Annotated in this window: 18 protein-coding genes; 5 read left to right on the top strand and 13 right to left on the bottom strand. The window is 68.3% G+C overall.

Annotated elements, in window-relative coordinates; genetic code table 11:
• Positions 1-6 precede the first annotated feature (6 nt).
• Positions 7-177 (bottom strand): hypothetical protein, encoded by a 171-nt coding sequence (locus AAN986_RS22405; protein ID WP_017407051.1) that lies wholly within the window; start codon positions 175-177, stop codon positions 7-9.
• Positions 177-548 (bottom strand): response regulator, encoded by a 372-nt coding sequence (locus AAN986_RS22400; RefSeq protein WP_017407052.1) that lies wholly within the window; start codon positions 546-548, stop codon positions 177-179. Before AAN986_RS22400 ends, AAN986_RS22405 begins: the two co-directional genes overlap by 1 nt.
• 113 nt (positions 549-661) lie before the next feature.
• Between AAN986_RS22400 and AAN986_RS22395 the strand changes: the two genes are divergently transcribed.
• Together AAN986_RS22395 and AAN986_RS22390 are read left to right on the top strand one after the other, a co-directional pair.
• On the top strand, positions 662-1,312 hold the full coding sequence (locus tag AAN986_RS22395) for a response regulator (protein ID WP_016450119.1): 651 nt from the start codon (positions 662-664) through the stop codon (positions 1,310-1,312).
• On the top strand, positions 1,309-2,109 hold the full coding sequence (locus AAN986_RS22390; RefSeq protein WP_047219774.1) for a response regulator: 801 nt from the start codon (positions 1,309-1,311) through the stop codon (positions 2,107-2,109). Before AAN986_RS22395 ends, AAN986_RS22390 begins: the two co-directional genes overlap by 4 nt.
• A gap of 24 nt (positions 2,110-2,133) precedes the next feature.
• Here AAN986_RS22390 and AAN986_RS22385 read toward each other — a convergent pair whose 3' ends face one another.
• The 5 genes from AAN986_RS22385 to AAN986_RS22365 all read right to left on the bottom strand — a co-directional run bounded on the left by AAN986_RS22385 (position 2,134) and on the right by AAN986_RS22365 (position 9,677).
• Positions 2,134-2,331 (bottom strand): hypothetical protein, encoded by a 198-nt coding sequence (locus AAN986_RS22385; protein WP_016450117.1) that lies wholly within the window; start codon positions 2,329-2,331, stop codon positions 2,134-2,136.
• Positions 2,328-3,470, bottom strand: coding sequence for a PepSY domain-containing protein (locus AAN986_RS22380; RefSeq protein ID WP_047219775.1), 1,143 nt, complete (start codon positions 3,468-3,470; stop codon positions 2,328-2,330). Before AAN986_RS22380 ends, AAN986_RS22385 begins: the two co-directional genes overlap by 4 nt.
• 100 nt (positions 3,471-3,570) lie before the next feature.
• On the bottom strand, positions 3,571-5,739 hold the full coding sequence (locus AAN986_RS22375) for a TonB-dependent siderophore receptor (RefSeq protein ID WP_047219776.1): 2,169 nt from the start codon (positions 5,737-5,739) through the stop codon (positions 3,571-3,573).
• On the bottom strand, positions 5,736-8,231 hold the full coding sequence (locus AAN986_RS22370; protein WP_241150463.1) for a TonB-dependent receptor: 2,496 nt from the start codon (positions 8,229-8,231) through the stop codon (positions 5,736-5,738). Before AAN986_RS22370 ends, AAN986_RS22375 begins: the two co-directional genes overlap by 4 nt.
• 249 nt (positions 8,232-8,480) lie before the next feature.
• On the bottom strand, positions 8,481-9,677 hold the full coding sequence (locus AAN986_RS22365) for an MFS transporter (RefSeq protein WP_047219777.1): 1,197 nt from the start codon (positions 9,675-9,677) through the stop codon (positions 8,481-8,483).
• A 95-nt stretch (positions 9,678-9,772) separates the two neighbouring features.
• Between AAN986_RS22365 and AAN986_RS22360 the strand changes: the two genes are divergently transcribed.
• Positions 9,773-10,360: a TetR/AcrR family transcriptional regulator gene (locus tag AAN986_RS22360; protein WP_012203814.1), complete on the top strand. Its 588-nt coding sequence runs from the start codon at positions 9,773-9,775 to the stop codon at positions 10,358-10,360.
• Here the strand turns inward: AAN986_RS22360 and AAN986_RS22355 are convergent.
• Entirely contained in the window at positions 10,357-11,736 is a 1,380-nt protein-coding gene (locus tag AAN986_RS22355) for a PLP-dependent aminotransferase family protein (RefSeq protein ID WP_047219778.1), read from the bottom strand. The two genes, AAN986_RS22360 and AAN986_RS22355, sit on opposite strands and share 4 nt — an antisense overlap.
• Positions 11,737-11,859: 123 nt before the next feature.
• Here AAN986_RS22355 and AAN986_RS22350 point away from each other — a divergent pair, with 123 nt between their 5' ends.
• A complete protein-coding gene (locus tag AAN986_RS22350; protein WP_012203816.1) occupies positions 11,860-12,723 on the top strand; it encodes a DMT family transporter in 864 nt (287 codons plus the stop codon).
• A 63-nt stretch (positions 12,724-12,786) separates the two neighbouring features.
• Here the strand turns inward: AAN986_RS22350 and AAN986_RS22345 are convergent, their stop codons facing one another.
• Positions 12,787-13,716, bottom strand: a complete 930-nt coding sequence (locus AAN986_RS22345; RefSeq protein ID WP_047219779.1) for a tripartite tricarboxylate transporter substrate binding protein — start codon at positions 13,714-13,716, stop codon at positions 12,787-12,789.
• 3 nt (positions 13,717-13,719) lie between these two features.
• Positions 13,720-14,649 (bottom strand): LysR family transcriptional regulator, encoded by a 930-nt coding sequence (locus AAN986_RS22340; protein WP_012203818.1) that lies wholly within the window; start codon positions 14,647-14,649, stop codon positions 13,720-13,722.
• A gap of 145 nt (positions 14,650-14,794) precedes the next feature.
• On the opposite strand from AAN986_RS22340, the gene AAN986_RS22335 reads away from it, so the two are divergent.
• On the top strand, positions 14,795-16,183 hold the full coding sequence (locus AAN986_RS22335; protein ID WP_349335488.1) for a hypothetical protein: 1,389 nt from the start codon (positions 14,795-14,797) through the stop codon (positions 16,181-16,183).
• 380 nt (positions 16,184-16,563) lie between these two features.
• Here AAN986_RS22335 and AAN986_RS22330 read toward each other — a convergent pair whose 3' ends face one another.
• From AAN986_RS22330 to AAN986_RS22320, 3 genes are all read right to left on the bottom strand, one after another.
• The gene (locus AAN986_RS22330; RefSeq protein WP_016450106.1) at positions 16,564-17,454 is read right to left on the bottom strand and encodes a LysR substrate-binding domain-containing protein; all 891 of its coding nucleotides are present in this window, start codon (positions 17,452-17,454) and stop codon (positions 16,564-16,566) included.
• Positions 17,455-17,518: 64 nt separating this feature from the next.
• Positions 17,519-17,917 (bottom strand): hypothetical protein, encoded by a 399-nt coding sequence (locus tag AAN986_RS22325; RefSeq protein WP_047219781.1) that lies wholly within the window; start codon positions 17,915-17,917, stop codon positions 17,519-17,521.
• Between the two features lie 547 nt (positions 17,918-18,464).
• Positions 18,465-19,628, bottom strand: a complete 1,164-nt coding sequence (locus AAN986_RS22320; RefSeq protein WP_241150472.1) for an IS481 family transposase — start codon at positions 19,626-19,628, stop codon at positions 18,465-18,467.
• Positions 19,629-19,850: the final 222 nt, after the last annotated feature.

Genomic DNA, 19,850 nt, shown 5'->3' with positions numbered 1-19,850 from the left:
GCTCCATCAGAAATTCCGGGGCGCGACGATGGCGGTCAACCCGTCGTGCGGCACAGGAACGGGCCGGGCCGGCGCGAACGCCTGCATCCAGTGCCAGCCGTCCGCCAGCCTGCGGCTGGACGGGCCGTCTGCCATGGACAGGTCCACGCGGCCGGTCTCCCGTGCGCGCATCATCATCAGTCGCTCCTTTCAAGGCTGGCCAGGATCTGCAGCAGCCGGGTCGGGCTGAAGGGCTTGACCAGGTATTCGTCGGCGCCCGCATTGAAGCCCGCCTCGCGGTCCTCTGCGCTGTCCCGGGCGGTGAGCAGCACCACCAGGGTATGCCGCAGATCGTAGGAGGTCTTGATGCGACAGCACACCTCCAGGCCGTCCAGCGTGCCGGGCATCATCATGTCCAGCAGCACGATATCGGGCTTGTTGCGCTGGGCCACGGCCCAGGCTTCGTCGGCGGTGGGCACCTCCATGACCTCGTAGGCGCCGGACTCCAGCGTCATGCGCAGCAGTTTGCGGATGTCGGCCTGGTCTTCGACGATCAGTATCTTCTTCATGGCGGACCTTTCACAACGCAGTTGAAGGGGGCTGCGTGAGGTTAAATCATAAATATCAAATTCATCAAATTTATATTGAATTTTTCAATCGTATTTGATGCAAAATTGCTGCCATGTCCGAGAACAGCACCCCATCAGGCCAAATTCCGCACTACACGACTGCCGAGGTGGCAAAGCTGCTGGGCATGGCCGTGCGATCGGTCCAGCTCATGGTCGATCGCGGCGAGCTGGAGGCCTGGAAGACGCCCGGAGGCCATCGCCGCATTACGCGCGCTTCCGTGGAGCGCTGGCGCAGCAGGCAGGGCGAGCGCGCAGCGCCCGGGGTGCCCGGCGCACCAGCGGTGGCACAGGCGCCGGCCCCTGCTCAGGCGGGTTCGGGCACCGGGCAGCGCGTGCTGCTGATCGAGGACTCCGTGCACTTCCAGAATCTGGTGCGCATGCTGGTGCAGCGTCACTTTCCCGACGTCCAGCTGCATGTGGCGAACGACGGGATCACGGGCATGGCGCTGTACGGCCAGATCCAGCCCGATGTGCTGCTGGTGGACATCCTGCTGCCCGACATCGACGGCGCCGCACTGATCACCACCTTGCGCACCCATGAGCAGTTCGCGCGCTGCAAGCTGCTGGTGGTCACCTCGCTGGAGGCGTCAGAGCGCGAGGCCTATGCCTTCGCATTGGGCGGCGTGCGCGTGATCCACAAGCCCCAGCTGGTGCAGGAACTGCCCGAAGCGCTGGGCGGGCTGCTGGGCGGGCCGGCGGCGTGAACGCGCCCCTTCCCGCGGTCCTGCTGGTCGAGGACGATGCCTCGATTGCGCGGTTCGTTGCGCTGGCGCTGGAGGGCCTGCCCCTCACGCTGGTGTCTTGCACGAGTGCGGAGCAGGCCCAGCAACTGCTGCAAACCCAGCCCTTTGCCCTGCTGATCACCGATCTGATGCTGCCCGGCGCCTCCGGCGTGGAGCTGATCGAGTGGCTGCGCCGCTCGCCGCAGGCGGGCTGCTGCGCCGTGGTCTTCAGTGCGGGCGTGCGGGCCGATGTTGCGCTGCAGCTGGAGCAGTTGAAGGTGTGGCGCGTGCTGCTCAAGCCGGTGTCGGTGGCGCAACTGGTGGACTGCGTGGAGTCGGTGCTCCAGCAGCATGCGCCGCCTCCCCCTCCCAGGCAGGAGGCCGGGACGGGCGAGGGCGCCGATGCGCAGCCGGATGTGCGACCGGATGTGCAACCGGAGGCGCCGTCGGACGCGCTCGCCATCGCCAATTTCTTTGGTGGCGACGCAGGCCTGTTCCACAGCTACCGTGACATCTGCCTTGCACACTTGCCCGACGATATCGCCCGGATGGAGGTCCTTATCGCGGAGCAGAACGCCATGGCCCTGCGCAGGCAGGCGCACAGCCTGCAGAGCGTTTTGCGCCTGCTGGGACAGGAGCGGGCCAGCGGACTGACCAGGAGCCTGGAGCAGGCCTGCCTGGCCGGCGACTGGGCCGGTGTCACCGATGTCTGGCGGCCACTGGGCGAAGCCTTGCAGCAGCTGCTGGAAAGCGCAGGCCAGCGCGACCCGCGCGACTGAGCGCCGTGCCGGCCTGCCCCGGCTTCAGCCCGGCGGCCTGCGCCGCAGCCATCCATGCCAGATCCCTGCCGCCGTGGGAACGGCCAGGCAGACTCCGGCCAGCATGTCGCCAAGGCCGCCGTCGCTGAACAGGGCCGAGACCAGGCCGATGGCCGTCAGCACGCCCAGCGCGATGGGCCAGCCCCAGAGGGCGAGAAAGCCCCGGTGTCGCGCGCCGCTCATGCCGAGACCTCCTTGCCGCGCGGCGCGGGCTGCGCGGCCGGCAGGCTCTTGCCCTTTTTGACCCACAGGTACAGGCCGGTGCCCAGCACGATGATGCTGGCGATGTCCAGCAACGCCCAGAGGATCTGCATGGCCCGCCCGCCGTAGTCGCCGAAGTGCAGCGGCTGGGACACCAGCAGCGCCGTCAGATACCAGGGCAGGGCGGGCGCGGCCGTGACCTGGGCGGTCCTGGCGTCCACCAGCACGGGCAGGAACAGGCGCGAGGTCAGGGGCTCGTTGCCGCGCAGGAAGAAGGTGTGGTGGTGCGGGCTGGAGAACGTGGTGCCGGGGAAGGCGATGAAGTACAGCCTGGTGCCCGGCACCTGCTGCTGGGCGGCCTGCAGCGATTGCTGCAGCGAGGCGCGCTCCGCCACCGGCACCGTGTCCTGGCCCTGGTAGGGCGCCAGCACGCTGCTGAGCTGGTCATGCTGCCAGTACTTGATCAGCAGGTCGGCCCAGGTATTGATCATGCCGGTGGCGCCCACCACGAACAGCCACACCAGCGTGACGATGCCCAGCAGGTTGTGCAGGTCCAGCCACTTCAGGCGCGGCTGGCGCGTGCGGCGCACGGTGCCGAAATCGAGCTTGCGCATGAAGGGCGCGTACAGCACCACGCCGCTGACGATGGCGATCAGCAGCAGCAGCCCCATGAAGCCCAGGAACAGCTTGCCCGGCAGCCCCGCGAACAGGTCCACGTGCAGCTTGAACATGACCCACATGAAGCCCTGGTCGAAGCGCGGCTGGGCCAGCAGCTCGGCCGTGCGCGCATCGATGACCACGGAGCGGAAATCGTCCGTGGGCGCCGGCGTGGGCGTCATGGTGACGAACCAGAGGTCGTCGGTGTCGTCGGACTTGGAGACGAACTGCACCACGCGGTCCGGGTGCTGGGCACGGGCCACCTCCAGCACCTTGTCCAGGCTGGCATGGGGCGTGCCCTGGGGCATGGGCGGGGCCTCCACCTCGGTGCCCAGCAGGTGGCCGATTTCGTGGTGGAAGATCAGCGGAAGGCCGGTCAGGCACAGCAGCAGCATGAAGACGGTGCAGACCAGGCTGCTCCATTTGTGCAACCAGGCCCAGGTCTTGATCGTGTGGCTTTGCATGGGGTGTTTTTTTCTCTGACAGAAGGGGGCCTGCGGCCCCCGCCATCACCGCGCCCCCGGCGCCATGCCGGGGGCGGGGCGGTTGCCGGTGGCCGGTGGCTTAGAAGTCCACTTGTGCGGACAGCATCAGCGTGCGCGGCGCGCCCGTGGTGGTGTAGCCGGCGGCAGTCACCCAGTAGCTCTTGTTGCTGACGTTCTCCAGGCTGGCGCGCAGCACCACCGGCTTGCCGGCCACATGGGTGCGCAGGCGTGCGCCCAGGTCCATGCGTGTCCAGCCGGGCATGCGCAGGATGTTGGCCGCGTCGTAGTACATGGACGAGGTGTGGATCACGCGGCCGTTCAGGCTCAGGCCCTCCACCCAGGGCGTATCCCAGTCCAGGCCCAGGTTGAAGGTGCGCTCGGGCACGCCGTTGGCATCGTTGCCCTGGTTCACGCCGCCTGCCGTGCGCGAGAGCTTGGCGTTGTTGAAGGCCGCGCTGGCCAGCAGGCGCAGGCCCTTGTGGATCTCGCCGTAGGCGGTCAGCTCCAGGCCGCGGTTGCGCGTCTCGCCGCCGAAGCTGTAGACATTGGTCACCGGGTCGGTCATGGAGCCCGGGCGCTGGATCTGGTAGAGCGCGGCCTGCGTGGTCATGCGGCCCCAGTCCACCTTCACGCCCACTTCGTACTGCTTGGACTTCTGCGGCGCGAACACCTGGCCGGCATTGGCCGTGTTGGGCCCGGCCGTGCCGCCTGCCGACAGGCCAGCCGTGTAGTTGGCGTAGACCGAGACATGGTTCTGCGGCTTGAACACCACGCCGGCCAGCGGCGTCACGGCGCTGGCCTTGTACAGCGTGGTGCCGCTGGCGTTCTTCTGGTCGATGGTCTGGTCGCGCAGGCCCACGGTTACCAGCACGCGGTCGCTGAACAGCGCCATGGTGTCGGCCAGCGCCAGGCTGTGCTGCGTCAGCTCGGCGTTCTTGGTGGGCGCGCCGCGCACGAAGTCGATGGCAGGCAGGGGCGACGGGTTGTAGATGTTGGAGGGGACGGCTTTGGTGGTCAGCTGGTAGAAGTAGCCGCTCTCGCGGTCCATGTAGTTGGCCGCTGCCACCACGGTGTGGCCGATGGCGCCGGTCTTGAAGCGTGTGCGCAGGCCCACGTCGGCCGAGGTGGTCTTGTTGAACTCGTCGTAGAAGCCGTTGCGCACCGTGAAGTTGCCCAGCGAGTCGATGCGCTGCACGGCCGTGGGGAAGCTCTGGTCGCTGGACACATCGCTGTAGCCCACGCCGCCGTAGACGGAGGTGTTGGCGTTGATGTCGTACTCCACGCGCGAGATCACGGTCTTGGCCTTGTCCAGCAGCTCCGTGCCCGGGTTGAAGTTGATGCGGCTGTCGGGCACGGCGGGCACCTGGGTGATGCCGGCCAGGAAGGCGCTTTGCGGGCGGAACTCCGTGGTCTTGCCGCTGGTGGTCAGCGCGTCCAGCGACCAGCGCAGGCCCTGGCCTTCGTAGTCCAGCCCCACCGAGGCCAGGCCCAGGCGCTGGCGGCCGCCGTCGATGTTGCCTTCGCCGTTGCGCCACACGCCGTTCACCCGCACGCCCCACTGGTTGTCTTCGCCAAAGCGGCGGCCCACGTCCAGGTGGGTGCCGAACTGGGCCTTGCCCATGTAGGTGGCGGTCAGGCGGTTCAGCGGCACGTCGCCCGCGCGCTTGGTCACCACGTTGATGCTGCCGCCGATGCTGCCGCTGGGACCCACGCCATTGGTCAGCGAGCCGGGGCCCTTGAGCACTTCCACGCGCTCGATCACCTCCAGCGGCAGGCGCGTGGAGGGCGACAGGCCGTACAGGCCGTTCACCGACACATCGCGCATGGACAGGGAAAAGCCCCGCACCTGGAAGTCATCGCCATAGCCGCCGCGCGCCTGCAGCGTGCGCACCGAGGCGTCGTTCATCACCACGTCGGCGATGGTCAGCGCCTGCTGGTTCTCGATCAGCTCCGAGGTGTAGTTGGTCGTGCTGAAGGGCACGTTCATCTGGTCGGTCTTGCCGAGGATGCCCAGGTCGCCGCCGCGCGCGATCTGGCCGCCGGCATAGGTCTTTTGCAGTCCGCCGATGGCCTCGGCCTGGTCGCTCACCGTCACCTCCTTGAGGGCCGGGCCCTCGGCCGTCTGGGCCGCCACGCCCACGGCGGCCAGGGCCAGGCCGGCGCCCAGGCATTGGCGGATCAGGCGCGTGAGGGGATGGGGAGCGAAGCGGAAGTCCGCAGGAGTGCTGTGGTGCGTCATGGCAGTCATGTGCAAAGGTTGGAAAAACCGGGAAGAAAAGCCGGGAGGGGAGGGCAGGCCGGCCGTGGCCCTAGAAGCGCGCGCAGCGACACCGTGACGTTGCGCGGATCGCCGTAGTAGTTGTTGAAGTAGGTGCTGTTGGGCGAGAACTTGGCGTAGTAGCGCTTGTCCAGCAGGTTGCTCACGTTCAGCTGCAGCGAGTAGGTGTCGTCCAGGCGGTAGGCCAGCAGCGCGTCAAAAAGCGCATAGCCACCCTGGCGGGTGGTTGCATTGCCCACGCTGGCGTAGGCATCGCTTTGCAGCCGCACGCCGGCGCCTGCGGTCCATCCCTGCAAGGGCCCCTTGAAGCGGTGGCTGGCAAACAGGCGCAGCGCATGGCGCGGGTCCACGGGCCGCAGCGGCTGGCCCACGTTGGCCTCGGAAGCGTCGCGCAGGTACCTGGCCTGGGTGTAGGTGTAGCCGGCCAGCACCTGCCAGCCTGGCGCGGGCTCGCCGGACAGCTCCAGCTCCCAGCCCTGGCTGCGGCTCTTGCCGCCGGCCATGAAGCAGTGGCTGGTCGGGTACCACGGCAGGCATGGCATGGCCGATGCCGTGTCCTGCATGGCGCTGCCCACGCGCTGGATGCGGAACACCGACACGCTGGCCTGCAGCCGGCCGTCCATGAAACTGCCCTTGAGCCCGGCCTCCAGGTCCTCGCCCCGGGCGGGCGCCAGGATGCTGCCGTCGGCGGCCTTCTTGTCCTGGGGGCTGAAGATCTCGCTGTAGCTGGCATAGGCGTCGAGCGTGTCCGACAGCGCATGCACCAGGCCCGCATAGGGCGTCAGCTCGCGGCGCACGCTGTAGCCGCTTTGGGCATTGCCGGGTTCGAGATAGCTCCACCAGCTCAGGCGCGCACCGGCAATGGCGGTGAGCGAGTCGGTCAGCGACAGCCGGGCCCGCGCGAATCCGCCGTACTGGTGGATGTGGGACACGGGCGATGAATAGGCGTTGCCGTTGCCCTCGCTGTAGAAGGGCTCGGGGTAGCTGGTGTACGGATTCCAGCCGCGGATGTCCACATTGCGCAGCGGGCTCACGCCCCAGTAGCCCGTGGCGCCCGTGCTGCGGATGCGCTGCAGGTCGGCGCCCAGCGACAGCTCGTGCCTGCGGCCCAGGGCCTCGAAGGGGCCGCTGGCCAGCAGGCTCAGCGCGTTCTGCGTGCTGCCGTCGCCGCCATAGATGGAGGTGCTCACGTCGAACAGGTAGGGATTGCTGTCGCTGGCCCTGGAAAACGAGGTCTGCTTGAACCCGTCCGACCGAAAGCGCGTGTGCGCCGCCTGGGCCTTCAGTTGCCAGCCGCTGTCCATCCGGTGCTCCAGCTCGGCAAAGGCCTGCTGGTTGTGGCGGTCCCAGGTATTCCAGGGCGTGCCCAGGTAGGTGCTGCGCGGCAGGCCGAGCTGGCTGCCGTCGGCGGCGGCGGGCAGGCCGCCCCAGGAGCCCGTGGCCTGCAGGTCCGTGTGCTGCAGGCCGGCCGTGAGCGTGGTGCGCGGCCCCAGGTCCGCCTCCAGCACGCCGTACAGGCCCAGGCGCTTTTCCTTGCGCGCGGTCTGGAACGATGCCTTGTCGTCCGCCAGCGCCACCAGCCGGCCGCGCAGCGTGCCGGCTGCGTTCAGAGGGCCGGACAGGTCGGCCTCCATGCGCTGGCGGTCCCAGGAACCCAGCGTCAGCGCGGCCGAGCCCTGCCATTGCGCCGTGGGCCGCTTGCGCACCATGTTCACCATGGCCGAGGGCGAGCCCGCGCCACGCAGCAGGCCCGTGGCGCCGCGCAGCACCTCCACGCGGTCCAGCATGGCCATGTCGGGCTGGATGAAGGTGGAGGCCGAGGCCACCTGGTTCACATTGAGCCCGTCCACCTGCAGCGAATCGATCTGGTAGCCGCGCGAGTAATAGGCGATGCGCTCGCTGTCGATGTACTCCACCGTCACACCCGGCGTGTGCTGCAGCACGGCATGCAGGTCGGGCAGGGCCTGCTCGTCCAGCCACTGGCGCGTGAGCACGGTCACGGGCTGCGGGATGTCGCGCACCGACTGAAGCCCCTTGTAGCCCGTGACCAGGCTGGCGGCATAGCTGTCCGAGGTTTCGGTCGTTGCACTGGCCGGCGCCGTGGCCCGGACCGTGACCGTGCCCAGCGTCTGCCCGCTCGTGCCCAAGGCCGCCGCTGGCAGGGGCCGCAGCGTATAGACGCCGCCGGACTCGTGCACGGCCTGCAGCGCCGTGCCCTGCAGCAGCCTCGCAAAACCATCGTCCACGGCATAGCGGCCCTGCAGGCCCGGAGACTGCCGCCGACCCAGTTGGGCCGCATCGAACGAGAGCGCCACACCGGCCTGGTTGGCGTACTGGGCGATCACATGCGCGAGAGGTCCGGCCGCAACGGAAAAGCTGCGCTGCGCCGCCTGGGCTGACGACGCCGCCCGGGAGGGTGCCGGCGCCGCAGCGGCCAGCAGCAGCGCGATTGCCAGCAGCACGGCGCTGCCCCTGGACGCACGCCACACCGGGGCGGCGGGGCAGCCGTGCTGGGGCTGTCGGGAGTGCGGGCGTGGCATGGTGGCTGGGAAAAGTGGCGTGACTCCCCGTATGCCGAACAAGCCATGCCCATCCTGCAAGTTCGGCTGGACTTTTTTTGCGCTGCTGCTGAGATTTTCTCCCTTATTTCCCGTTGATCACCAGGTGGAGTAAGGCTGGATTGCTATGGTTTTATTTTTCCAGCCAACGCATCAGGACGCCACCACCGGCCTGGGCTGGCGCGTCCCCGCCAGCGCCAGGCCCGCGAACAGCATCAGCATCAGGCCGTAGGCATAGGTCACCGGCAACAGGCCGAAGCGCGCGGCGGCCATGCCCGCCGCGATGGCCGGCATGCTGAACGCCATATAGCTGGCGATGTAGATGGCCGAGATCAGGGCGCCGCGCTCGTGCGGCTCGGCCAGCGGGATCACGCTGCGCAGCGCGCCCTGGAAGCCCACGCCGAAGCCCGCGCCCGCCACCACTGATGCCCCCAGCACCAGGGGCAGGCTTTGCAGATGGGCGCCGACCAGCAGCAGGGCCACCCCGGCCAGCAGGCCGCTGCCGCCGAACTGCAGCATGGCGCGCGGCGCGCGGCTGCGCAGCGTCCAGATGGCGGCGGCGGCGCTCAGCGTGTTGATGCACACGGCAAAGCTGGCGGCGACCTCCGAGCCCGTGACCGAGCGGATCATCGACGGGCCCAGCGACAGGTAAAAGCCCCCCAGCGCCCACACCGTGATGCTCATGGGCAGCACGCGCATGAAGTCGGCCCGGGCCTGGCCCGGAATGCGCACGCGGGGGCGCATGGCGGCCAGTGCGCCGGGGCGGCGCGCGCCCGTCTCGGGCAGCACGGCCATGGCGGCGGCCACGGCCACGAAGATCAGCGCCATGAGCCAGAACACCAGGCCCAGCTGCTGGCGCCACAGCTGCGCGAACTCGCCCGCCACGACAATGCCCGCCGCCATGCCGACCATGGGCGCCATGGTGCTCACCAGCGTGCCGCGCTCGCGGTGCAGGTCCAGCAGCGCCGCGCCCATGGCCGCACTGGCCATGCCGGTGGCAAAGCCCTGCAGCACGCGCGCCAGCACCAGGGCCTGCACGTCGCCCGCGCGGGCGAACACCGCCAGCGAGACGATCTCCAGCACCAGCGCCGCCAGGATCACGGGCTTGCGGCCCAGGTGGTCCGACAGCGCGCCCGTGGTGAGCAGGGCCAGCAGCAGGCTCAGCGCATAGACCGCGAAGACCAGGGTCAGCATGCCGGAGGAAAAGCCCCAGTCCTGCTGGTAGAGCCGGTACAGCGGCGTGGGTGCGCTGGAGGCGGCGAAGAAGCTGCCCAGGCCGAAGGCCAGGACGGCCAGGCTGCGGCCGGGCCGGGCAGCGGGAGTGGAGTTGGATGGTTGCAGTACCGACATGGTTAAGAGCCCTGCTGCACAATTAATGCAAAGTTTTTGCGTTAGCGAATTCTGCGCTTGTGCGCTGCTAACGCAAATTTTTAGCTTTAATAACCATGAGCACGCAAGTCCCATCCCTTTCCAAAACAGGCGGTCCCGCCCGTCCCGGCGGACGCAGCGCGCGCATCCAGGCCACGGTCTACCAGACCGTCAAGGGCCTGCTGGAAACCATGCCGCGCGAGGAACTGAGCTTTCCGCTCATCGCCGCCCAGGCGGGCGTGACGCCGTCCACCCTCTACCGGCGCTGGGGCGACATACAGCAGCTGCTGGCCGATGTGGCCGTGGAAATCATCCGGCCCACGGCGCCGCCGCTGGACACGGGCACGCTGGAGGGCGACCTGCTGGCCTGGGCCGAGCAGTTCCTGGAGGAATCGGCCTCGCCGCTGGGCCGCACCATGCTGCGCGACATGGCCGCCGCAGCGGGCAACGAGCACACGCCCTGCGCCTGCGTGGAAATCCTGCGCGGGCAACTGGCGCAGATCGGCGAGCGCGCAGCGCGGCGTGGCGAGGCGATGCCCGCTGCGGACACCCTGATCGACGCGCTGGCCGCGCCCATCGTCTACCGCGTGCTGTTCGACCTGCCGCCGTCCCTGGAACACGTGCAGGCACGGGTGCGCGGCCTGCTGCAGGCTGAAACGGCCTAGCCCTTCAGCGCCCGCGCCAGCACCTCGAAGATCCGCGCATCCGAGCACTGCGCCACATTGAAGCGCAGGAAATCGCCCGCGCTCTGCGACTGGCTGAAGGCATTGCCGGGCGCCAGCACCACGCCATCTTCCAGGCAGGTGCGCGCAAGCGCCGTGGCATCCATGCCCCCGGGCAACTGGCACCACAGGAACATGCCGGCCTGCGGCACCAGCCAGGGCTTCATGCCCAGGGCCTGCAGCCGCGCGGCCGTGCGTTCCATCTCCTGCGCCAGCCGCAGCCGCACGGACTCCATGTGCCTGCGGTAGCCGCTGTCGGTCAGCGTGCGCAGTACGATGTCGGCGGCCATGCGCCCGCCGCCGAAGTTGGTGGCGATCTTCAGGTCCGCCAGGTCCTGCGTCCAGTCGGGCCGCGCCGCGATGAAGCCGCAGCGCAGCGAGGCCGACACGGTCTTGGAGAAGCTGCCGATCTGGATCACGCGCGACAGGCCGTCGAAGGCCGCCAGCCGGGGCGCCGCATGGGTCTCCAGGTCGCAGAAGATGTCGTCCTCCACGATCACCAGGTCCGAGCTGTCGGCCAGCTTCAGGATGCGGTGCGCCACCAGTGGCGACAGCGTGGCGCCCGTCGGGTTGTGGATGGCCGAATTGGTGATGTACAGGCGTGGCGAATGGGCCTGCAGCGCGTCGGCGAACCGGGCCACGTCGGGCCCCTGCGGCGTGTAGGGCACGCTCACGGCCTGCACGCGGTGCGCCTTGAGCAGCGCATGGAAATTGAAATAGCAGGGGTCGTCGATCAGCACCGTATCGCCGGGCTCCAGCAGGAAACGGCAGACCAGGTCGATGGAGTGCGTGCCAGACTCCGTCAGCAGGATCTGCTCGGGCGAGGTCTCCAGCCCCATGGCGGCCATGCGCCGCGCCAGCAGGCGGCGCAGTGCCGGGTGGCCCAGCGGCGTTGCGTACTCCGTCAGCTCCAGCGTGCCCGAGCGCGCCAGGGAGCGCAGCGCGCGGCGCACGCCTTCCTCGTACAGCCATGAAGGCGGCAGCCAGCCGCAGCCCGGCTTGAGCGCGTGGGCATCTGCCTGCAGCGACTGGCGGGCCAGCCACAGGGGGTCGACCTCCCTGTCCACGCGCGGCCCGATACCGCCCAGCGCCAGCGGCGCCACCGGCCCCGCCACATAAAAGCCCGAGCCCGGGCGCGAGGCGATCACCCCCTCGGCCGCCAGCCGCTCATAGGCCTCCACCACCGTGGACACCGACACCTGCATGGCCTGCGCCTGCGCGCGCACCGAGGGCAGGCGCGTGCCGGGCAGGTAGGTGCGCGCGGCGATGCGCGACTGGATCTCTTCCATCACCGCCTGGATGCGTGTGCCGCTGCGCATGGTTGCTCTCTCTTCTGTAGTGGATTTGTGTGCATAACAGTTCTTTTGAATTGTATTGGACTGTCTATGGAAGATCCGGCCGTGCAATGGCCCACTGCCCGCTGCAAACCAAGGAGCTTTTTGATGGACAAGACAAGCAGCGGGTGGATCAACGGATTCATCGGCGTGGCGATCTTTGCGGGATCGCTGCCGGCCACCCGCGTGGCGGTCGCCGACCTGGACCCCACCTTCCTGACCTGTGCGCGCGCCAGCATCGCGGCATTGCTGGCCCTGGCCATGCTGCTGGCGCTGCGCCAGCCCCGGCCCGCGCGTGCCGACATGCCTTCGCTGGCGCTGAGCGCGCTGGGCGGCGTGGTGGGCTTTCCGCTGCTGACCGCGCTGGCGCTGCAGTACGTCACCTCGGCGCATTCCATCGTCTTCGTGGGCCTGCTGCCCCTGTCCACGGCCGTGTTTGCCGTGCTGCGCGGCGGCGAGCGGCCGCGCCCGGCCTTCTGGCTGTTCTCGCTGGCGGGCGCGGCCTTCGTGGCCGGCTATGCGGCCGTGGGCGGGGCCGGGGGCTCGCTGCGCGGCGATCTGCTGATGCTGGCCGCCATCATCGTCTGCGGCCTGGGCTATGCCGAGGGCGCGCGCCTGTCGCGCACGCTGGGCGGCTGGCAGGTCATCAGCTGGTCGCTGGTGCTGGCCCTGCCCGTCATGCTGCCGGCCGCCCTGCTCAGCATGCCGGCATCGCTGGCCGATGTGGGCCGGCCCGCATGGCTGGGCCTGGCCTATGTCTCGCTGTTCAGCATGCTCATCGGCTTTGTGTTCTGGTACCGGGGCTTGGCGCAGGGCGGCATTGCGGCCGTGGGCCAGATCCAGCTGCTGCAGCCCTTCATGGGCCTGGGCCTGGCGGCCCTGCTGCTGCATGAACAGGTGAGCTGGGGCATGGTGCTGGTCACCATGGCAGCCGTGGTCTGCGTGGCCGGGGCCAAGAAGTACGCGCGCTGAGCCCGTCCGGCGTGGTGCAGGGCGTGGTGCAGGGCGTGGTGCGGGGGGAGCGATGCAGGGCGGTCAGCGCCCGGCCTCGCGCATCACCTGCTGCGCGAACTCTGCGGCCGAACCCTCGAACGGCTGGTTGCTGGCCGCCTCCAGCCGGCTGCGGATGGCCGGCGCGCGCAGCGCCTGGGCCACCGCGGCATTGATGCGCTGGGCCAGCGCTGGCGCCATCTGCGGCGGCGCGAACAGGCCGAACAGCGAATCCAGGTTGGCCTGCGCATGGCCCAGCTGCGCCAGCGTGGGCACATCGGGCAGGGCTGCCAGCCGCTGCGGCGCGCCCACGGCCAGGGCCTTGAGGCGGCCCGCGCGCAGCGCCTGCAGTTGCAGCGGCGCCACATTGGTGGACAGCAGCTCGAAATGCCCGGCCAGCGCATCGTTGAGCTGCTGGCCCCCGCCCTTGTAGGGCACATGCACGATGGGAATGCGCGTGGCCTGCTCTATGCGCTGCAGCACGGCGTGGCCCGTCGTGCCCTCGCCCGTGGTGGCCCAGCGTATGCCGCCGGGCATGCCGCGTGCCTCGGCCAGCATGCCTTCGAAATCTGCGGCCTTCAGCGCCGGCGTGCCCACCAGCAGCATGGGCGTGCGCATCACGCCGGCCACGGGCGTCACGGAGGCTGCGGCCAGGCCCACGGCGGTGGCGGCGGCAAAGACCAGGGTGCGGCCGTCGGGCGCGCTGCGCGCCAGCAGCTCCAGCGCCACGGTGCCGCTGGCGCCGGGGCGGTTGTCCACGATCACGGCCGTGCCCCATTGCTGCGCCAGTTGCTCGGCCAGGGCGCGGGCCACCATGTCGCTGACACCGCCTGCGGGGTAGGCCACCACGATCCGCACGCTGGCGCCCGGCCAGGCGGCCCGGGCCGGCCATGCCTGGGCGGGCCAGGCCAGCGCGCAGGCAGCGGCCGCCAGCAGGGCGCGCCGGCCGGTATCGGTGCCTTGCGGTGCCCGCATGCCTCAGCCGCCCGGCGCCTGGTGGCGCTGCGCCAGCTCGCGCGCCAGGGCAATGAAGGTGGCCGCGGGTCCTGCGCCGCCGGTTTCCGTGCCGGCCTCGCGGTGCACCAGGGTGAGCGGGGCGCTCAGCCGCACGGCGGGCTCGAAGGCGCGGTAGACCACCGCCTCGGGATGGGCGCCGCGCACCGAGGCCGGCACGATGGACAGGCCCACGCCCGCCGCCACCAGGTTCACATTGGTCATCATGCGTTCCACCTCGGCGGCCACCTCCACCTGTACCTTGTGCCGGGCGCACAGCGCCAGCAGGTTCGCATACAGCCCCGGCGCGCCCGTGCGCCGCACAAGGATCAGGCGCTCGCCATCGAGCTGCCTGAGCGCCACGGGCCGCGATGCATCGCGCGCCAGCCGGTGGTCCACGGGAATGGCCAGCAGCGCGGGCTCCTGCAGCAGCGTCTCGAACACCAGGCCTTCGGGCCGGGCCACCGGCACGCGCAGAAAGCCGCAGTGCATGCGCCCGGCCTGCACGGCCTCGGTGATCTCGGCGGCATTGTTCTCGCTCACATCCAGCGCAATGTCGGGATGGCGGCCACGGCACAGGCGCAGCACCTCGGGCGTGAAGGCATGGGCCGCCGCCGAGCTGGTGAAGCCCACATGGATGCGCCCGCGCTCGCCGCGCGCAAAGGCCTGCATGCGGTCGCGCATGGCGGTGAAGTCGGCCAGCAGCCGCGTGGCCTCGCCCTGCAGCTCCAGGCCCGCGTCGGTCAGGTCCACGCCCTTGGGGTGGCGCCGGAACAGTGCAATGCCCAGCTCCTCCTCCAGCGCGCGGATCTGCTGCGACAGCGGCGGCTGCTGCATGCCCAGCAGCTCGGCCGCGCGCGTGATGTGGCCGGTATCGGCCACGGCCAGGAAGTAACGGAGATGGCGCAGTTCCATATATGTGAAAAGTATCCAGCCGATATCCTAAAAATCTTTGAAATATTGGACAAGCCTCTACAGAATCCGATCCAGTCACCGATGCGACCGCTTGCCGCGGCGCGGCAGGTGACTTCCAACAAGAAGCCAAGACAGGAGACAAGACATGCAAGCATCCGCGTATTTCCCCCTGCGTCCCGCCAGCGCCTCGCTGCTGGCCGCGCTCGCCCTGGCCGGCTGCGGCGGCGGCTCGGCCGTGCTGCACGGGCCGGTCACCTCCATCGAGACCGCTCCCAAGAGCACGGCCTGCCCTGCCGAGATTCCTGCGGGCATCAGCTGCTGGGCCGGGCAGGACTCCAAGGGCGCCTACTACCTGATCGCCAAGCCCGCGCAGTGGAACGGCACCCTGGTGCTGCACGCCCACGGCGGCCCCGACCTGGCCGCGCCCACCGCCGACCGTGCGGCCGAAGACCTGGTGCGCTGGTCCATCATGGTGCGCGCAGGCTATGCCTGGGCCGGCTCCACCTACCGCCAGGGCGGCGTGGAAGTGCGCGCCGCCGCAGAGGACACGGAGCGCCTGCGCGGCATCTTCCGCCAGCATGTGGCCAAGCCGCAGCGCACCATCCTGCACGGCCAGTCCTGGGGGGCGGGCGTGGCCGCCAAGGGCGCGGAAATGTTCAACGAGCAGACCGTGGGCGAGCGCCCCTACGACGGCGTGCTGCTCACCAGCGGCGTGCTGGGCGGCGGCACCCATGCCTATGACTTCCGCACCGACCTGCGCGTGGTCTACCAGTACCTGTGCGGCAACCACCCGCGCCCCAATGAGCCGCAGTACGCGCTCAACCTGGGCCTGCCCGCTGACGCCAAAATGCGTCAGGCCGACGTGGCCCTGCGCGTGAACGAATGCCTAGCGCTGGACAAGCCCGCCGCCCAGCGCACGGCCGCGCAGCAGGCGAAGATCGACACCATCACCAAGGTCATCAAGATCCCCGAAAGCGCCATCCAGTCGCACATGAACTGGGGCACCATGCACTTCCAGGACATCTCGGCCAAGCGCACGGGCGGCGCCAGCCCCTTCGGCAACGAGGGTGCGGTCTATGCCGGCTCGGCCGACGATGCCGCGCTCAATGCCGGCGTGCTGCGCTACCGCGCCGACCCTGCGGCCTACCGCAAGTTCGCCGATGACACCGACCCCGTGGGCAAGATTGGCGTGCCGGTCCTCTCGGCCAAGTGGATCAACGACCCTACGGCCTTCGTGGAGCTGGATGCGCGGTTTCGTGCGGTGATGCAGCAGGGCGGCAGCGGGGACCGGCTGGTGCAGACCTTCACGCGGCAGGGGACGCACAGCTATATCAGCGATGCGACCTATCCCACTTTGATGACTGCGTTGATGCAGTGGGTGGAGGCGGGGGTGAAGCCGACTGCGGCGGGGATTGCTGCTGCTTGTTCTGCTAATGAGGCCAAGTTTGGGGTGGGGTGCAGTTTTGATGCGGCTTATGTGCCGGCTGCGTTGGGGGCCCGGGTGCCTGAGAGGGCGCGGCCTTCTTTGCCGTGAGCTGGTTTTTTCCCTGCAACGGGTTAGTTTTTGACCCTGCCGGGTGGTTGTTTTTCGAGGCCGGGTCTCGGCCCGGCGGCCGACCTCCTTTTCTTTGATTCGTCACCGGTACGCCGGCCGAAGAAAAGGAGGCAAAAGAAAGACGACCCGGATGTCCGCGACCCCTTCGCTGCGCTGCGGGGCAACCTGCGTCGGGCCGCCTGCGGGGTTCGCCGCAGAACTCACTGCGCGCTGCGCGCTCCGTTCAGACAACTGCGGCGAGTCAGTTGACGAAGCAGTCCTGTCCTTCGGCAGGACTGCAACCCCGCAGGCGGCCCGACGCAGGCGCTGACATACGGGGAGTTTGCTCGGACCTTTGCTGCGCTCGGCCAGGGGTTTTTTTAGCGGGGCATGTTGGTTCTGGTGGCGGGGGCCAGTTGCGCCGCGAACTCGCGCGCGGCCGCACTGTAGCTGGCGCCTCGGCGCCACAGCAGGCCTGCCGTGCGGATGAGCTGGGGGGCGACCAGGTGGATGGCCACCATGTCCGTGGCCTGCTGGGCGGCGCGCTCGGGGACGATGGTGGCCATGTCGCCCCAGCGGCACAGCGCGATCAGCGATTCCACCGAGCCCATTTCCGCGCGCAGCAAGGGCGTAACGCCTGCGGTGCGCAGCCCGTCCTCGATCAGGCTGCGCGTGTAGAACGTGCGCGGCAGCAGGGCCAGGGGCACGCCGGCCAGCGACTTGACGGACAGCGTGCGGCGCCCGGCCAGCGGGTGCGATGGGTTGACCAGCAGCATCATGCGTTCGTCGAACAGCGGCAGCGCGTCCAGCTCGGCGCGCTGGGGCGGGTGAAAGCTCACGCCCAGGTCCAGGCTGCCGTCCAGCAATCCCTGCTCCACGGGCGGGGCCAGCAGCTCGATCACCACCACGTTGACCTTGGGATAGGCACGCATGAAAGCCGCCACGGCCGGGGCGACCAGGGTGTTGAGGAAGGTGGGAATCACGCCGATGGTCAGCGTGCCGGTCTGCAGCTCGCTGAGGTCGGCCAGGGCCATGCGCCCGGCCTCCACCTCATGCAGCGCACGCTCCGCATAGTTGCGGAACACCACGCCGGCCTGCGACAGCTTCAGCCCCCGGCCAATGCGCTCGAACAGCGCCATGCCCAGCTCCTCTTCCAGCTGGCGCAGTCCATGCGAGAGCGTGGACTGCGTGACATAGAGGTTCCTGGCCGATGTCGTCAGGTGCTCGGTCTTGGCGATATCGACAAAGTAGCGCAGCTGGCGCAGTTCCATGGGTGAAGGCAAGGGGGTGTTCGGCGGGCCAGTTTCTCACAGAGATACGGGCACGCCGCACAGTTCACTCGCCGTCGTCCTGGTCCACGAACTCCACCAGCTCCGGCAGCATCTCCAGCTGCTGGATGGCGTCCTTGAGCCGCAGGCCAAAGCGTGATTCCGGTCGCCCGAAGGCGCCCTGCGCCAACCGCAGCGCCGCCGTTGCCTTGACCCATTCCACCTCGAAGGCATAGCGGTCCGCGTGCTGCTGGACACTCATGCGCTTGATGTGTTCCAGCGCCAGCTCCACGACGCAGTCCACATCGATTTCACTGTCGTCCCTGTCGGGATCGTCGACCATCAGTTCGATCAACTGCTGCAGCGTGCTGTGAACCAGGCCCAGCGACGCATGCATGGCCTGCCGCCAGGTGGGAAGAAAAGGTGGTTGGGGAGGTGCCGCCTGAGCGGCGATGAGGGGGTGCATATCTTGGTTCCTGCGTGAATCAAGAGAACCACTCGCTACCCTACGACAGGCGACGGGTGGACGGGATGTTCGTAACACGCACGCAGACGTGCGGCCATCCTTGCGGGTAGGCCCATCCCGTCCAAAACCGATCGAAGCGAATGCGTGCTGACGCACCCGCCCCAGGTATCTGGACATGACAAAGCCCCCTTTAAGGTGGGGGCTGCACCTCTACGTGTTTGGTGTTACGACACACCAAGCCTTTCGGCTCGCCGCAAGTTTAACGGCTGCGTATCAAGAAACCGGGCCGAGCGCAGCGAAGGCCCGCAACAACTCCCGTATGTCAGCGCCTGCGTCGGGCCGCCTGCGGGGTTGCAGTCCTGCCGAAGGACAGGACTGCTTCGTGATCTGACTCGCTGCGGTTGTCTGAGCGGAGTTCACGCAGTGAACGCAGCGAGTTCCGCAGCGAACCCCGCAGGTGGCCCGACGCAGGTTGCCCCGCAGCGAAGCGAAGGGGTCGCGGACATCCGGGTCGTGTACGTGTCAAGGACATGGGTAACAACTCAGCTCACAGACATGGGTAACACTTCAAGCTCACATAGTCCTTCTTGGGTCCTCGCACATCCTCTTCGTTGAAGCAGCCCAGTCGCACCGGCCCCAGATACACATCCCACTGGCCAGCGGCCACCTCCTGCATCCCGATCCACTGCCCCGCCAGCAGGTAGCCGATGTAGACCCGCAGCGCTCGCCAGTAAATCAAGCCGTTGTGGCTGACCCGAACTCGTTCCCAATGCTTCGGGTACTGCAGCTCGGGTAGCTTTGAGGGATATGGCCTGGCCGAGTCGCTGTAGTGCTGGGCCGGCATGCTTTGCTGCAAGGCCTCATGCGGGCGATGCTGGTTGTATTGCTCCACAAAGGCATCGAGCTGCATCTGCAATGCCGCTTTGTCCGCCGCAGGCTCTTTGCCCAGGGCATGCTTGAGCGTGCGGTGCATCCGCTCGTGGCGACCGTTTTGCTGTGGCTTGCCCCTCTCGATGCGCTCCGGCCTGATGCCCAGCCTTATCCACCATATCGCCAGGCGTGACAGGCCCGCCACGCCAGTAGTCGCGAACGGCGGACCGTTGTCACTGCGTATGCGCTCGGGCAGTCCGTATTGCCGAAACACCTGTTCAAAGCTGCGTTTGGCATCCTCGTAGTTGGGGCTGTCGTAGACATGCACGGCCAGCAAATAGCGGCTGGCGTGGTCCATGATGGTCAATGGATAGCACCAGTGACCATCGGCTGTCTTGAACTGGCCTTTGTAGTCTGCACTCCACACCCCATTGGGCTGCTTGCTCGTTCGCAAGGGCTGGGCCGTAGGCACCGAGCGTCTGCGTACACGCCTGCTGCAAACAAGCCCCTCAGCCTTCAGCACGTTGTAGATGGTGGTTTTGCTGGGTGTCTCCTGTGGGCCCCAACGCTGCAGGAGCAAAGCGTGCAGCTTCTTGGGCCCCATCTGTGACCTTTGCTGCGTGCGCAGCTCAATGATGGCCCGGCGCTGTGCATAGCTGATCGCCTGATTGTTCCCGTGGGGCCTGCGACTGCGTTCTTGCAATCCATCCATGCCCAGTTGGCGGTAACGCTCAACCCACTTGTAGGCCGTCTTGCGGCTGATGCCGTAGCGCCTGCACAGCTCGCTCAGCGGCGCACCACCGCGCAGGTGGTCGGCTATGAAGAGCAGTTTCTCGTCCATGGGTGCGCACTCCTTCCAGGGCATGGTGATCGCTCCTTGGCTGCTGTTGGCTCCAGCTGCCAAGCTTGGATCTGTTACCCATGTCCTTGTACTGATGTGTCACCTATGAGTGTGAGTCGTACCGTCGTCTTTCTTTGGCCTACGTTTCTTTGACGAATCAAAGAAAGGTAGGTCGGCTGCCGGGCCGAGACCCGGCCTCGAAAAGAACCCCCCGGCAGGGAC

The sequence above is a fragment of the Delftia sp. DS1230 genome, from assembly GCF_040112715.1.
In the GTDB taxonomy this organism is placed as follows: domain Bacteria; phylum Pseudomonadota; class Gammaproteobacteria; order Burkholderiales; family Burkholderiaceae_C; genus Comamonas; species Comamonas tsuruhatensis.
Note: the sequence above shows the minus strand (reverse complement) of the source record. Positions and strands in the feature narration are given on the sequence as shown.

Bases quoted from the DNA above. Each gene is read 5' to 3' on its own strand.
- AAN986_RS22405 (WP_017407051.1), bottom strand. From the start codon at position 177: ATGATGATGCGCGCACGGGAGACCGGCCGCGTGGACCTGTCCATGGCA.
- AAN986_RS22400 (WP_017407052.1), bottom strand. From the start codon at position 548: ATGAAGAAGATACTGATCGTCGAAGACCAGGCCGACATCCGCAAACTG.
- AAN986_RS22395 (WP_016450119.1), top strand. From the start codon at position 662: ATGTCCGAGAACAGCACCCCATCAGGCCAAATTCCGCACTACACGACT.
- AAN986_RS22385 (WP_016450117.1), bottom strand. From the start codon at position 2,331: ATGAGCGGCGCGCGACACCGGGGCTTTCTCGCCCTCTGGGGCTGGCCC.
- AAN986_RS22380 (WP_047219775.1), bottom strand. From the start codon at position 3,470: ATGCAAAGCCACACGATCAAGACCTGGGCCTGGTTGCACAAATGGAGC.
- AAN986_RS22375 (WP_047219776.1), bottom strand. From the start codon at position 5,739: ATGACTGCCATGACGCACCACAGCACTCCTGCGGACTTCCGCTTCGCT.
- AAN986_RS22365 (WP_047219777.1), bottom strand. From the start codon at position 9,677: ATGTCGGTACTGCAACCATCCAACTCCACTCCCGCTGCCCGGCCCGGC.
- AAN986_RS22360 (WP_012203814.1), top strand. From the start codon at position 9,773: ATGAGCACGCAAGTCCCATCCCTTTCCAAAACAGGCGGTCCCGCCCGT.
- AAN986_RS22355 (WP_047219778.1), bottom strand. From the start codon at position 11,736: ATGCGCAGCGGCACACGCATCCAGGCGGTGATGGAAGAGATCCAGTCG.
- AAN986_RS22350 (WP_012203816.1), top strand. From the start codon at position 11,860: ATGGACAAGACAAGCAGCGGGTGGATCAACGGATTCATCGGCGTGGCG.
- AAN986_RS22345 (WP_047219779.1), bottom strand. From the start codon at position 13,716: ATGCGGGCACCGCAAGGCACCGATACCGGCCGGCGCGCCCTGCTGGCG.
- AAN986_RS22340 (WP_012203818.1), bottom strand. From the start codon at position 14,649: ATGGAACTGCGCCATCTCCGTTACTTCCTGGCCGTGGCCGATACCGGC.
- AAN986_RS22335 (WP_349335488.1), top strand. From the start codon at position 14,795: ATGCAAGCATCCGCGTATTTCCCCCTGCGTCCCGCCAGCGCCTCGCTG.
- AAN986_RS22330 (WP_016450106.1), bottom strand. From the start codon at position 17,454: ATGGAACTGCGCCAGCTGCGCTACTTTGTCGATATCGCCAAGACCGAG.
- AAN986_RS22325 (WP_047219781.1), bottom strand. From the start codon at position 17,917: ATGCACCCCCTCATCGCCGCTCAGGCGGCACCTCCCCAACCACCTTTT.
- AAN986_RS22320 (WP_241150472.1), bottom strand. From the start codon at position 19,628: ATGGACGAGAAACTGCTCTTCATAGCCGACCACCTGCGCGGTGGTGCG.